Source organism: uncultured Umboniibacter sp. (genome assembly GCF_947497555.1).
In the GTDB taxonomy this organism is placed as follows: Bacteria; Pseudomonadota; Gammaproteobacteria; order Pseudomonadales; family DSM-25080; genus Umboniibacter.
In genome coordinates this window covers 363,249-376,743 of record NZ_CANMGY010000001.1, presented here as the reverse complement: position 1 = coordinate 376,743, position 13,495 = coordinate 363,249, and the positions used below count along the sequence as shown (strand labels likewise).

8 protein-coding genes are annotated in these 13,495 nt (G+C 50.2%); 5 read left to right on the top strand and 3 right to left on the bottom strand.

The genetic code is table 11. The features are described 5' to 3' along the window. Positions 1-50: 50 nt before the first annotated feature. On the bottom strand, positions 51-1,463 hold the full coding sequence (locus Q0698_RS01645; RefSeq protein WP_298633078.1) for an MFS transporter: 1,413 nt from the start codon (positions 1,461-1,463) through the stop codon (positions 51-53). Beyond that, on the bottom strand, positions 1,460-2,956 hold the full coding sequence (locus Q0698_RS01640) for an MFS transporter (RefSeq protein ID WP_298633077.1): 1,497 nt from the start codon (positions 2,954-2,956) through the stop codon (positions 1,460-1,462). The genes Q0698_RS01645 and Q0698_RS01640 overlap by 4 nt, the downstream gene beginning before the upstream one ends. A gap of 219 nt (positions 2,957-3,175) precedes the next feature. Between Q0698_RS01640 and rnr the strand changes: the two genes are divergently transcribed. Together rnr and rlmB are read left to right on the top strand one after the other, a co-directional pair. Continuing rightward, the gene (rnr, locus tag Q0698_RS01635; protein ID WP_298633076.1) at positions 3,176-5,962 is read left to right on the top strand and encodes a ribonuclease R; all 2,787 of its coding nucleotides are present in this window, start codon (positions 3,176-3,178) and stop codon (positions 5,960-5,962) included. Positions 5,963-6,007: 45 nt separating this feature from the next. Next, complete coding sequence (gene rlmB / locus Q0698_RS01630; protein ID WP_298633074.1) at positions 6,008-6,745, top strand: 23S rRNA (guanosine(2251)-2'-O)-methyltransferase RlmB; 738 nt, start codon at positions 6,008-6,010, stop codon at positions 6,743-6,745. Here rlmB and Q0698_RS01625 read toward each other — a convergent pair. Continuing rightward, positions 6,737-7,798: an aromatic ring-hydroxylating dioxygenase subunit alpha gene (locus tag Q0698_RS01625; protein WP_298633072.1), complete on the bottom strand. Its 1,062-nt coding sequence runs from the start codon at positions 7,796-7,798 to the stop codon at positions 6,737-6,739. The genes rlmB and Q0698_RS01625 overlap by 9 nt on opposite strands. Before the next feature lie 246 nt (positions 7,799-8,044). On the opposite strand from Q0698_RS01625, the gene Q0698_RS01620 reads away from it, so the two are divergent. The 3 genes from Q0698_RS01620 (at position 8,045) to Q0698_RS01610 (ending at position 13,427) form a co-directional block, all read left to right on the top strand. Further along, complete coding sequence (locus Q0698_RS01620; RefSeq protein WP_298633070.1) at positions 8,045-8,740, top strand: hypothetical protein; 696 nt, start codon at positions 8,045-8,047, stop codon at positions 8,738-8,740. Between the two features lie 337 nt (positions 8,741-9,077). Then, positions 9,078-10,679, top strand: a complete 1,602-nt coding sequence (locus tag Q0698_RS01615) for a hypothetical protein (RefSeq protein ID WP_298633069.1) — start codon at positions 9,078-9,080, stop codon at positions 10,677-10,679. Between the two features lie 81 nt (positions 10,680-10,760). Beyond that, complete coding sequence (locus tag Q0698_RS01610) at positions 10,761-13,427, top strand: TonB-dependent receptor (RefSeq protein WP_298633068.1); 2,667 nt, start codon at positions 10,761-10,763, stop codon at positions 13,425-13,427. The last annotated feature ends 68 nt before the right edge of the window (positions 13,428-13,495 follow it).

The window sequence follows — 13,495 nt, the reverse complement described above, 5'->3', positions numbered from 1 at the left end:
GCAGCCATTCTACACTATTTTTCTTGGGGCATTAAGGCAAGAATGAGCGCTTAGTGCCCTTCTCTATCGCGCGTTTGTGACCACGCCAGCGCCGAAAGTAGTAGCGCGATGCCGCTCACCCAAAACACTTGGCTTTGATCTTCCATGCGAGACACTAGTAAACCAATGGCTAAACTGACAAATAGTTGCGGCAACACAATGGAGAGGTTAAATAGCCCCATAAACTGGCCCATTTTCGCTGGATTAGCTTTACGGCTCATAATGGCGAAGGGGAGACTGACGATACCTGCCCAACCTACACCAAGGATTGCCATAAGTAAGTAGAGCGAGGTGACACTTGTGGCAATGCCGAGAATGAGTAAGTAGCCTACCCCCATAATTCCAGTACATAGCGCCATGGTCGCCACCGTACCAATGCGGCGTGAGAGAGGTTCTAAAACCGTAGCGGGCAAAATGGCAGCGACAGCATTAAGAATTAAAAAGCTGATGGAGATAACTTGACCTACGCTAGCGTCATCTAACCCGCTAATACGACCCTGAACAAAGGCGATCATATACACAAACATGGATTGAACCCCAATCCAACTCAGTGCGTTAGCGGTAGCGACCTTGCGGAAGCCAACCGTCGCTGAGTTCGCAGCGGTTTCGGTGCGCAAAATCGTTTCAGCCATCAAGCCGAGAGTCAGCAAAATTGCGGCAATTTCTACGTAGAAGTGGTCAGCTTCGAAGCCAAAAACTCGAGCCGGCATAGCGTATAAGCTATAGAGCGCGAAGCCCCAGAGAGGTTTTATAGCCATCAGCATTTCAACTACGGTACCCTGTTCTTCATCCTCGGTTTCAACCTGTTCTAATTCACGAGGCTCGGTGATGAAAAGTGGCGGAAGTAGCGAGAACGCAAGTACTAAACCTACGGCGAAATAGATGAGTATATAGTTCCCCCAGTAGGCACCAATCGCATAGGCCAACACACCAAAACTTCCCGAAATAGTCTGCATCCAGGTGTAGCCGCGGGTACGCTGATCGCCGCTGGGAGTCACATCGGTAATCAGGCTTCTAGTCGGGTTAAAGCTGACATTAATTGCTAAGTCCAAGCTGAGGGCAACAACAATCGCTACGCCAATAAGCGCCTCGATGCCGAGCTCCGCCGAGATGACATCAATATTAGGTAAAGCGAGTAGCATGATGGCAGCGATAAAACCGCCAATAAAGATAAACGGACGACGCCTGCCGCCCCAAAACCAAGTTCGGTCACTGACTATGCCAATGATCACTTGACCGAGAATTCCGGCGATGGGACCAGCAGCCCAAACGAAACCTACTTCATGAATGTCCAATCCATACTGAGTAGTGAGAATCCAGCTTAATGCGGCAATTTGCACTGATAGCGCGAAGCCCATTGCCGTGGCAGGTAGGCTGAGTATTCCGTAAAATAGCGGAGAGAGTTGGCGCTGTGCATTATTCATTGTGCATCCTCGTGGGTGACGTGGCTATCATCATTAAAACCAATTAGGGAAGCGGCGGCTACTAAAAAGCTTACCCCACCAATAACTAGGGCGAAGATAGGTTGATTGTCAAAAAGCTGGCTGACCAAGAGCCCTAGAACGCTCGCGGCAATGAGCTGCGGAATGACAATAAACAGATTAAAAATGCCCATGTAGGTGCCCATCTTATGTGACGGTAAACAATTAGATAGCAGTGCATAGGGCAGAGAAAGAATTGATGCCCACGCTATGCCAACCAGAATCATCGACGCCAGCAACCACTGTGGGTCACTAATGAGGTAAAAGCTTATGAGCCCCAATCCGCCGAAGCATAGTGCTAGCGCATGGGTTGCCGGTGTCCCGAACTTGCGCGCCAACAGCGGCAGCAATAGTGCCGCCAACATACCTACGCCGTTGTAGGCACTAAACAACACGCCTACCCAGTTGGCGCCTTCGTTGTAGGAAACACTGCTAACATCGGAGCTGCCAAAGTGGAAGCCAGTAACCGCTGAGGTTGTGTAGATCCACATGGAGAACAGCGCGAACCAGGTAAAGAATTGAACCACGGCTAAACGCCGCATCATCGGTGGCATGTGGGCGATGTCATTGGCCAATGATACAACCATGTTGTCGGTGCCACGACGCTGAAGCCAACCAGCCATCGCAAAGAGCACAAAGCCTCCACTTAACAGCCCCACTAGTACCCAGAGCTCTTTGTTCCAGCCCAGGACGTAGGTTGCAGCTCCTAATAGCAAGCCGCTGAGTAGCAGCGCAATTTGCCAAGGCTGAAGTGTTAGCGGTTGGTAATCTAGCGCTACCCGCGCATCATTAGTGCGGTTGAATTGAGCTAGCTGTTCTGGGGTGTACTCATCGGTGGTGACAATGGTGTAAAGCACGGCGCTAAAGAATACGACGCCGCCAAAATAGAATGAGTAAATGACCGAGTTAGGCAGCTCACCCTCAGCCGCCTCATTACTAACGCCAAGGGCTGTAAGTAGCCAAGGTAGCGAACTTGCTATGACCGCGCCAACGCCAATGAAGAAGCTTTGTAGCGCATAACCTAATGGCCGTTGCTTGGGTGGTAAGTTATCGCCCACATAGGCGCGAAACGGTTCCATCGAGGTATTGATGGCGGCATCCAATAGCCATAGCATCGCCACCGCAATCCAGAGTGCTGGCGAATTCGGCATGATAAATAGTGCGATGGCGGACAGGAGAGCACCGGCGAAGAAGAACGGTCTGCGTCGGCCCCAGCGAGTCCAAGTTCGATCACTGTAATAGCCAATAATGGGTTGAATCAGCAGTCCTGTCAGCGGCGCGGCAATCCAGAGAATGGCCAGTTCATCCATATTCGCTCCCAAGGTTTGGAAGATACGACTGACGTTGGCATTTTGTAGTGCAAAGCCAAACTGGATGCCCATAAAACCTAGGCACATGTTGACGATTTGATGCGTTCGAAGCACGGGTTGTTGCATAGAGATCCCACTTACTGACAGCAGATAGACTCTGCACATTATTATAGTAACCGGCACTATAGGAGCAAAAACTCGCCTAATCATCCCCCTAAATGGGGCTTAGCCGTGTAATTACTGACTAAAATGTAGCGTTTGAGCCCATAATAAAAAGTTTATTTGCGCGTTTTCAGCTTATAATTGCATAAACATCAAACACTAACCGTGGAATAGAAACACTTTATGCCCCAAAAACCGAAAGCCGACCCTCATGCTGAGCGCGAAGCGAAAAATTATGCCAATCCTGTTGTAAGCCGCGAATGGTTGCTTGAGGCCCTAGATCTCAAACCGCAAAGCTATGAGGAATTGTGCGAGCTTGCTCATGCTGAGTCCGAGGATCAACGAGAAGGTTTGCGTCGTCGCCTTAAGGCGATGATTCGTGATGGGCAGGTGTTGCTAAATCGCCGTGATCGTTTTGTGCCAATGAGCAAAGCAGACGTGCTCCACGGAAAGATTATTGGTCATCGAGATGGCTTCGGATTCTTTCGACCTGATGATGGTTCCGACGATATTTTCATCAATCAACACCAGATGGCGAAAGCCTTTGATGGTGATATTGCGGTGGTTCGTCCGGGTGCGGTGGATCGTCGCGGGCGTCGCGAAGGTACCATTATTCATATTACCCAGCGAGCCAACACCACGTTGGTGGGACGCTTCGTGGATGAAGGCTACGTTCGTTATGTCATCCCTGATAATCAAAAGATTAATCAGAATATTGTCATCGCGCCCGAGGATCAGTTAGATGCGCGTGACGGTCAGATGGTGGTTGCCGAACTGATCAGCTACCCAAGCAAGCGCAACTTGGCTACAGCGAAGATTGTCCAAGTACTGGGCGAGACCATGGCAGCAGGCATGGAAATTGAGGTGGCTATCCACTCTCACCAGATCCCTGCAGAATGGCCAGAAGGTGTCACCGAGGTAGCGAATCAACTACCCGAGGAAGTGATTGAAAGCGATAAGCTAGGTCGTTTTGATTTACGGGATGTGCCGCTAGTTACTATCGATGGTGAAGATGCGCGTGACTTCGATGATGCCGTGTATGCCAAGCGCAAGCCGGATGGTGGCTTCACGCTTTATGTTGCCATTGCTGATGTCTCGCATTATGTAAAGCCCATGAGCGCCTTGGATATCGAGGGCATAAACCGCGGTAACTCAACTTACTTCCCCGGTTATGTCGTACCAATGTTGCCAGAGCAGTTGTCTAATGGCTTATGTTCACTTAATCCAGAGGTTGATCGCCTCGCAATGGTATGTGAAATGCAGCTTAGTGCTGAAGGCGAAGTTAATGACTTCAGTTTCTATGAGGCAGTTATCCACTCGCACAGGCGTTTAACCTATAGCGAAGTAGGCAGAGCACTGAGTGAGGGACCGGACGGTGAAACTCGTGCGCGCCTAGCAGATCGAATTGCTGATTTAGAGACGCTTCAGGCACTTTACACTGCATTGCGCGCGAAGCGAGACACTCGCGGTGCAATTGACTTTGAGACCGTTGAACCCAGAATCATCTTCGGTCCAGGGCGCAAGATTGAGAAAATTGTCCCGGTAGAGCGTAACGATGCACATAAGATGATTGAAGAGGCCATGCTGGCCGCTAACGTCTGTGCGGCGGAGCTATTGGCCAAAGCCGAAATCCCGGCCCTCTACCGTGTCCATGAGGGGCCCGCTCAGGAGCGCTTGGAAAACCTTCGAGCCTATTTAGGTGAGCTAGGTTTGAGCTTAACGGGTGGTGATCAACCTACACCAGCAGACTACCAGCTATTGCTTGGCAGTATTGGTGATCGTCCTGATGCGCACGTGATTCAATCTATGATGCTGCGCTCCATGGCGCAAGCGCAATATCGGCCGGATAACGAAGGTCATTTCGGCTTGGCTTACTCAGCCTACACGCACTTCACCAGTCCTATACGCCGCTATCCAGACCTGTTGGTGCACCGTGCTATCCGCGCGTTGATTGCCAAGAACGATGGCGCAAAGGTGAAGAAACATCCCGATGCTGCACCGACTGATTTTGCTGAACTCTATCCCTATGACATGAATGCTATGTTGCAAGCGGGTGAGCAGTGTTCAATGACGGAGCGCCGTTCCGACGAGGCGACCCGTGATGTGATTGCCTGGCTGAAGTGTGAATTCCTTCGCCACCACCTCGGCGAAGAGTTTGACGGCACCGTTGCCACGGTAACGAGCTTTGGTTTATTTATTGAGCTAAACGATTTGTTTATTGAGGGTTTGGCGCACATTAGTAACTTGACCCAGGACTACTACCACTTCGATCAAGCCAAGCAACGACTGATCGCTGAACACAGTGGTAACAGCTTTAACCTAGGTGATAGTGTACGTGTAAAGGTAGCTCGCGTTGACCTTGATGAGCGAAAAATTGACCTGGAGCTGGTGGATCACGAGTCGCGCAGATCTGCCAACAAAACGCGCAATAAGGGACGGGTACATAAGTCTGCTCATAAGGCAGGAAAGTCTACTCGTTCAGGTGGGAAATCTAAGGCGACAGCCTCTAAATCAGGATCACGCGCTAAGTCTGAAAAGGCGAGTGAAGCTAAGCCTAGATCAGCGAAGGCGAGTACCAGTAAGGCCGCTAAGTCCAAGGCTAAGCCTGCCGGTAAGGCGGTGTCGATGGGTGCAGTCAAAGCCAAGCCAAAGCCGAATACCAAGACCGAAGCCAAGCCAAAGTCCATCGGCAAGAGCGGGCGCCGAAGCACTGCCAAAGCAGAGGCTTTTAATGAACCTCGCGATCGCGAAAGCGTTGATACTCGCAAACCACGTCGCCGAACTTCGGCGCCAGGTGAGAATGCTTCGTCAGCTTTGCCGAGAACCGTATCCAAGAGTCACGCTGAAATTAAGGCGCGTGCTAAGCCTGGCAAAGCCAAGTCGAAGCCCAGGAAGCCCGCTAAGGCTGGATCAACCGATGCTAAGCCGACCGAGAAAAAGAAGCGTTGGTGGCAATTCGGGCGCAGCTAGCCTGCCCCTGTAATAGCCCTCAAGGTAACGAACAATTAGGAATTAATGATGGATTTAATCTTCGGACTGCACGCCGTTCAGTCGCTTCTAAAAACTGACGCAACGCGGATTCAGGAACTGATTGTTCTTCAAGGGCGCGTTGATCAACGCCTGCAGAAGGTGCTTGGACAGGCTCAGCGCGACGGCATCACCGTCACTACTAAGTCACGAAAAGTGATGGATGAAATGGTTGAGGGCAATCACCAAGGCGTGATCGCTCGCTGTACTCCCGGTGAATTGAAGGATGAAAAATATCTGGCATCATTGATTGAAACACTGGATGAACCACCGTTTTTCCTGTTACTTGATGGCGTCACTGACCCGCACAATATTGGAGCCTGTTTACGCTCGGCCGATGCTGCTGGCGTCCATGCGGTGATCACCACCCGTGATAAGTCAGCGGGCTTAACCGCAACTGCAAGAAAGATAGCCTGTGGCGCAGCGGATACCACGCCGTTTGTGGTAGTAACGAATATGGCCAGAACCTTGGATATGTTCCAACAGGCGGGAATTTGGATAGTAGGGACTGCGGGCGAAGCGCCAACAACGGTTTATCAGCAGGACCTGAAAGGTCCGTTGGCTATTGTGATGGGTGCAGAGGATAAGGGTATGCGCCGTTTAACACGCGACTACTGTGATTTCTTAGTTAACTTACCTATGGCAGGCTCGGTGTCATCGCTGAATGTATCGGTGGCGACGGGCGTGATTCTATTCGAAGCGGTGCGTCAGCGTCAGCTAGGCTGAATGGCAGCTAGCCATTCGTTCGCTTAACCACTGATGAAAATGCAGCACGGCGAGTTCGCTTAGCGGCCCGCCACTACTATCCGCCATGATGATTCCCCGAGCGAAGGATTCACTGCGATAACCACGCTGAACGGCCTCGCAGTAGGCAATATCTTCCCGCTTTACATCTAAAATCACGCTCCGAAGTTGTTCGGCGAGCGCGGTACATTCCCCTGAGTGCCAAGTTCGTAACTTAACGAGCGTCTGCTCAGCTGAGAGTGGCACAGCTTGCATGAAGTTAATTTGCCTTAACCCAGGCGTGATATTGATGATCATGTTGGGGAAGAAAGTGAAGAAAGCCCATTCTTGAGGAGCGTTCTCTGAAAGTTCAACGTCCCCTTTATACTGGGCGGTTTGCAGACTCCAACTATTCGTTGGAACGCGATGATAGGTTGGTAGCAACATAACCTCACAGAAGCTTTTATGGCCAACTCCGCAGTGATAGCACTCCAAGTAATTGTCCATGACCACCTTCCAATTTGCGGCCACCGAATATTCGCTCTGAGTTGAATGCTCCAAGGCGGAAAGCGCGCCCAAACGCTGGTAGATCTCATTGGCGGATTCGGTCAACAGCGCTGCGGGAAACGCCTCATCGTCTGTTAGACAGACCCAGACAAGATCACCTTGACGCTGAACTACATACTGAGGAAGGCAAACATCGGCCTCGTTAAAGCCCTCGACCCGTTTGGCATTTGGAGCACGCAGAAGGTGTCCATTCGTTTGGTAGCGCCAAGCGTGATAAGGGCAGGCTATCTGCTGAGTGTTACCGCTGCCCATTAAAAGAGGGTGGCCGCGATGTCGACAGATATTACTCAGTGCGCGCAGGGTGCCTTGGTCATTAATGACCACCACTGACTCCATGCCAATATCAACGACCAAGAAGTCGCCATTTTGGGCGAAGTCATTGTGGCAGCCTACTAAGTGCCAACCTTTTGAGAATAGAGTTTCTTGCTCCGCCTTTAAGATATTTTCAAGATGGTAATCATTAGCGGTAATAGGATCAGAATAAAGCATAATGTGGCGCTCGAAACCGAGGTATATCTGAAGAATACTGCAAATTTTAGAATTCGCTGCATGAAAAATACTTACCTAATGACCAGAAAAAATAATTCATTCACAGACCAGCAACGGCACCACTTCCGGAGCTTATTGCCTGCCTTTTTTAGGAATAACACATAGCGTTGCTCATCTCAGGATTAATAATTTTGTAATACGAGAAGAATAAACTTAACGTCCACGATACTCAGCGCGATTAAAATTATGAGCAAGCAGGTTAGTCAAATCATGTATACCGGTATGGTGCTAATAGGCTTGCTGAACCCAGTGAGTGCGCAAGCTCAGGAGCTCAGTGGCATCATCGTTAGTGCTAACACACAGCTGTCTCGGGCCCTCGTCATTCACAACTCTACTATCAGCGTTCGCCATATCGGAGCGACAATAACCAACACTGATCCGCGCATCATCACTGAAATCACTCATCGATACATTGTGCTTGATGGCCCTCAAGGTCCTCAACGTTGGTATCTTGGTGGTCAATCGAATTTAACTGTGTCTGCCCGCGGTGCTGCAGCTGACAGGTCGACGACATCGACCAGCGCTTCGTTCAGTGGGTCCTCCGAATCTGTGCTTGATTCACCGGCCGATACTGAGGAACAGGGATCAGCCAGAGTACTTCGATTCGATCACTTCGTGGCGGTTGAATGGTTCGCGCGGACAGGACGGGGAAAGGGCTTGAAGATCTCTGATGCTATTAATGGCGCTTGGCTGGAACGCTCAGAATTACGTGTTAATGATGTGATTACTCAGGTTGACGGCGAATTGCTCGATTCCCCGGCAGCGGCCAATGCGGCGTGGTCGCGACTCTCCACCAAGGATCTAGCGACGCTTGATGTTCGAAGGGGAAGCCAGACGCTTACCCTTACCGTAGATCTTCGACTGTTGCTGGCCGGTAATTAAGAGCGCGAGCAAATCCCCGAACGCCGTATGCCGAGGACCAGAATTAACTTGGCTGCAGCCGGAAGTCAGATGCTACTCTCAGAAGCCAATTTTAGCGTGACAGATCGTCGATAATCAGTGCCAAAAGCTACGCAATAATATCGTCAAAGGCGGAAGCATCGCGAATCTGCCAATACTAACCCTAGCTCGATAAAATGTTGTCATAATTTCGCAATAAAGCTTTCATCCTTCTGCAACATTCCCGACATCCCACTGTCATCTTGGCGCGCCAAGCTATTACCAGTTTCAAAAATAACTAAGCCGTTTGGCTGAACTGATAATTGTTTTGGAGAGAACCATGAAACACAACAAACTTTTTCTCGCAGTGAGCCTTTCTACCGTCCTGGCTGCATGTGGTAGTGATGTAGAATTGAACGTCGGCAACACCGTTAACGGTGGCGATTCTGGCGGTGATTCTGGCGGTGGTGTCACCAACCCGTGTGCAGCATACGACTTAAACGGGACAACTTTCCAAGGTGAGTATCTATCGGATGGTAACTGCTCGTACTCATTAGAATTCGCTCGCGCTGGCAAGCCGGTGATGGCTGATGTGACCTTTAGTACATTGGAAAGCGGCGGTGTACACAAGTTCGCTGGTGCCCTAGAGATGGGTCAAGACGTAGATAATTCCATTGCAGGCACAGTGCTTTCGGCTGGTAACGCGCCAGTAGATCAAGGCGGTGCACCAGAAGGTCCAGTTCTATTTGTTAACCAAGGCGCTACCTTGGCGTTCCCAGAAGGTACCTTCCTACGCATCAATCGTGGTTCGCAGATCATTGCTCGCGGCGCCGTTGATGCACCGATCACGTTCACCTCTATTGCCGATATTGAAGATAGTAATAACGCAGAAAATGCTCGCCAGCAGTGGGGTGGTTTACAGCTGAATGGTAACGGTATCACTCAGGCCTGTACTGAAGACCAGCGCACTAACGCAACTTGCGCAGTGCAAACCGAAGGTGTTCCGTCTTATTACGGCGGCAACAACAATGACGAGAGCTCCGGCGCGATGAATTACGTAGTCGTTAAGCACTCAGGCTTCGAAGTATCAGAAGGTGACGAGCTAAACGGCATTAGCTTCTACGCGGTAGGTGGCAACACTGAAGTGGATTATGTTCAGGTCTACAGCACCTACGATGACGGTTTGGAATTCTTCGGTGGTGACGTGTCGGTATCACATGCGGTATTGAGCTACGTAGATGATGACTCATTAGATTTCACTGACGGACACACAGGTGTTGTTCAGTACGCATTGATTGTCCATGAAGAGACTGACGGTAACCGCTGTATTGAGGCCGATGGTCAGAGCAAGGCTTCAGGTGCAGGTAATCAGGAAGAAATGTGGCATTCGCTGATGCCTTATACGGATGTAAAAATCGCGAACATGACTTGCCTAACCTCGGCATCGGACGAGAGCGCTGGCGGTACCCACGGTGATTCTGAAGGGGTGTTGTTCCGCAAAGGTTTCAACGGTGGTTTATACAACTCGATTGTCACCACCTTCAACACAACGGGTGAATCAAATGAGCTCGTTGAATTTGACGATGGCGCGCCTTATCAAGCATCACAGGGTCGCATTGAACTAAAAGGAAACATCTTCGCGGGTTCCGAGCCACTTAAGGATCCAGGTACTGAGGACATCGACGGCAACACCATTGCCGACATGGCGACCTTTGTTAGCGGTAATGATAACGCGGTAACGATGGACCTCGCTGAGATTCAATCAATTCGAAATGGTTACGTAAGCGCTACTGAAACGCTAGGAGCTAGCCCAGTGACGCTAACCGCCATTGATACTCGCTTTGATGATTCAGACTTCATTGGTGCGGTAAAAGACGGAGATGACTGGACTGCAGGATGGACAGTGGGACTTGATTCACTTCCAGCTGGCGTAAGCAACTAATTGCCAATCGCAAAGGGCGGGGTGCTTGGCGCCTCACCCTTCTTTCCTTTTCATTCATGTAACAATAATAGGTTTAAGCTCATGAAGCCGAATTTATTTACTCCTTCTGCTCTTGCCTCAGCGATTGGATTGGCACTGGTAAGCAGTCCCGCTGCAATGGCGCAATCCGGGGTTGATCCTGATCGCCCGGCACCCATTGAAGAGGTTCTGGTCACGGGTCGTCAACGTGACGCTGCTGAGCAACTTATCGTAGAGCGAATTGAAGAGTCTCATCAGGTTGACATTCTGAGCTCGGAGACAATTTCCAGAGCCGGTGACTCAGACCTTGCCGCGGCGCTGCGCCGAGTTCCAGGTCTAACACTATTAGGCGGGAAATATGTCTATGTTCGCGGTCTGGGCGAGCGCTACTCGTCTACCCAGCTGAATGGAGCACAGGTTCCCTCGCCTGACTTCAGTCGAAATGTTCTGCCATTGGACATCTTCCCGGCAGATATCATCGATTCGATGGTCATTCAAAAGTCCTACAGTGCAGACCTACCAGCGGCCTTCGGCGGCGGTAACATCAATATTCGTACTAAGGGCATTCCAGACGACTTCGTTCTGAATCTGGATGTGTCAACGGGCTTCAACAGCGCGTCAAAAGATGGCTTTACGAATGCCAACGGCGGTGACAGTCTAGGTGCAGCGTCTGATAGCATGGCGTTTCCAAGCGCTATTAGTCAGGGGCTATCTGACTATCGTGGAGATTTAAGTGTTTCGAATATCTTCAACACGCTCCGCAGCTCGGATATCTCGGCCACACGTAATGATGCCGTGGCGATTAATCAATCTTTTGCTGCGAGCCTAGATCGAAATTTTGCGATTCAGCAGGAGTCCCTAGACCCAGATCTCAATGCAAAACTGACCTTAGGAAACAACTTTTTCCTGACCGATGATCTAGAGATTGGCTTCATGGCGCTCGCGGGACAAGATAGTAAGTGGCGCAACAAAGATCGTATGACCAAAGACTGGGCGCAACCGGATGATATTTACACGGACACTCAGCGTACCGTTAACGAAATATCCCTAACCGGCGCGTTCAACGTAGGTTTGCGCTATACCAATGACCATCAAGTGTTGTTTAGCTCTCTCTTTCTTCGTAACACCGAAGACGAAACACGAGTAGCGGTTGGTAACGACTTAAACACCATCTTGGCAGATGGCAACCGCGAACGTGAATGGGCGACTCGCTATGAGCAGCGTGAGTTATTCGTAAATCAGGTGCGGGGCAGTCATCGGTTTGACGATTTGTTCCTGTTCGATCGTATCGGCGCAGGTTGGTACTATTCGGATGCCACGGCTACGAGTGATGTACCAGGAGAGGTCTCAATTTTAGGGCTAGATAGCTTGAATTCTGCGGGCGAGCTAATGAGTTCGGCAATACGCTCGTCGTCTAGCGTTGCATCGTTTAACTGGACTAGCCTTGAAGATGAGGTCGAAAGCTACGGCTGGGAGCTTGAGGTGGGTGACACCTTAGGTGGCAGCGAATGGACCCTAAGCGGCGGCTACGACTACTGGATGAAGGTGCGTAATTTCGAGTACCTGCCAACTAATATTAGTACCGCAGGGGTGCAAACTGCAGCGGACCTTCGCGACACCGGTGATGTGCTCACGTTACCAGATCGAATCTTTGATGACGCGAGTTTGGGTGATGTGACTAGCGGACTAGGTTTCCGTACCGGTGGTATCGGTTCTGAGAGTTATGTCGCTTTCCTTGAGAGTCACGCGGGTTGGGGAAGTTTGGATGTTCGATTTTCCGAGGCCTGGCGCTTAAACGCTGGCATTCGCTGGGAAGAGTACACTCAGTTCTCGCTGCCCTATGACAGCCTGAACTATACGAGTGATCCTATCGGCATGACGGAACAAGAGATTGCTGATTCTTTTAGTATCTCCGATGATTGGTATCCCTCTTTAGCGCTTACTTATAGCAGTGACAACTTCTTAGGCGCTGAAACCTTTCAGGTACGCACTTCGCTCTCGCAAACGGTAGTGCGACCCGATTTACGTGAAGTTTCTGACGCCACGTATATTGATACCATTACCGAATTCCGAGTTGTGGGTAACCCACTGTTGGAACCTTCTGATCTCAGTAATGCGGATCTGCGGTTTGAATGGTTCTTTGATAATGGCGATAGTTTTACTTCTACGCTGTTCTACAAAGATATCAGCGCGCCGATCGAAGCTATCCAGCGACCGGGCTCTGATGACAATGTGGTGATTGGCTTTGTTAACGCTGACTCAGCAGAGGTTTACGGGGTTGAGTTCGAAGCGTTAAAGGACTTGTCCGCCATCAGTTCAGGTCTTTTTGTTAGTGGTAACGTGACGCTATCAGATTCTGAAATTCAAATTTCAGAAACTGATATCGGCCTAACTAATAACAACCGACGTATGAACGGTCATTCTGAATGGGTGGCGAATGCCACACTAGGCTATGACTCAGATGGTGGTTTGATTGCCGCGAACATGGTTTACAATATCGCTGGTGAACGACTCGTCTTCGCAGGACGAGCGGGTGCTCCAGACGCCTATGAACAGCCGTTTAACTCGCTGGATCTCAACGTGGATGTGTTTCCGCTTGATGAACTACGTATCCGCTTAAAAGTTCAGAACGTATTGGACGAAAAGGTTGAGTTCCAGCAAGGTGACACAGCGATCGTTGAGCAAACTGTGGGTAGTAGCTATAGCTTAGGACTTCGATACGAGTTCTAGAAAAGATCTTAAGCCGCTTAACTAATGTAAAGTCCACCTCAGTGTGGGCTTTTTTCGTTTTGGCGACT

Excerpts from the sequence above, each read along its gene's own strand:
- Q0698_RS01645 (WP_298633078.1), bottom strand. The coding sequence starts at position 1,463 with ATGAATAATGCACAGCGCCAACTCTCTCCGCTATTTTACGGAATACTC.
- Q0698_RS01640 (WP_298633077.1), bottom strand. The coding sequence starts at position 2,956 with ATGCAACAACCCGTGCTTCGAACGCATCAAATCGTCAACATGTGCCTA.
- rnr (WP_298633076.1), top strand. The coding sequence starts at position 3,176 with ATGCCCCAAAAACCGAAAGCCGACCCTCATGCTGAGCGCGAAGCGAAA.
- rlmB (WP_298633074.1), top strand. The coding sequence starts at position 6,008 with ATGATGGATTTAATCTTCGGACTGCACGCCGTTCAGTCGCTTCTAAAA.
- Q0698_RS01625 (WP_298633072.1), bottom strand. The coding sequence starts at position 7,798 with ATGCTTTATTCTGATCCTATTACCGCTAATGATTACCATCTTGAAAAT.
- Q0698_RS01620 (WP_298633070.1), top strand. The coding sequence starts at position 8,045 with ATGAGCAAGCAGGTTAGTCAAATCATGTATACCGGTATGGTGCTAATA.
- Q0698_RS01615 (WP_298633069.1), top strand. The coding sequence starts at position 9,078 with ATGAAACACAACAAACTTTTTCTCGCAGTGAGCCTTTCTACCGTCCTG.
- Q0698_RS01610 (WP_298633068.1), top strand. The coding sequence starts at position 10,761 with ATGAAGCCGAATTTATTTACTCCTTCTGCTCTTGCCTCAGCGATTGGA.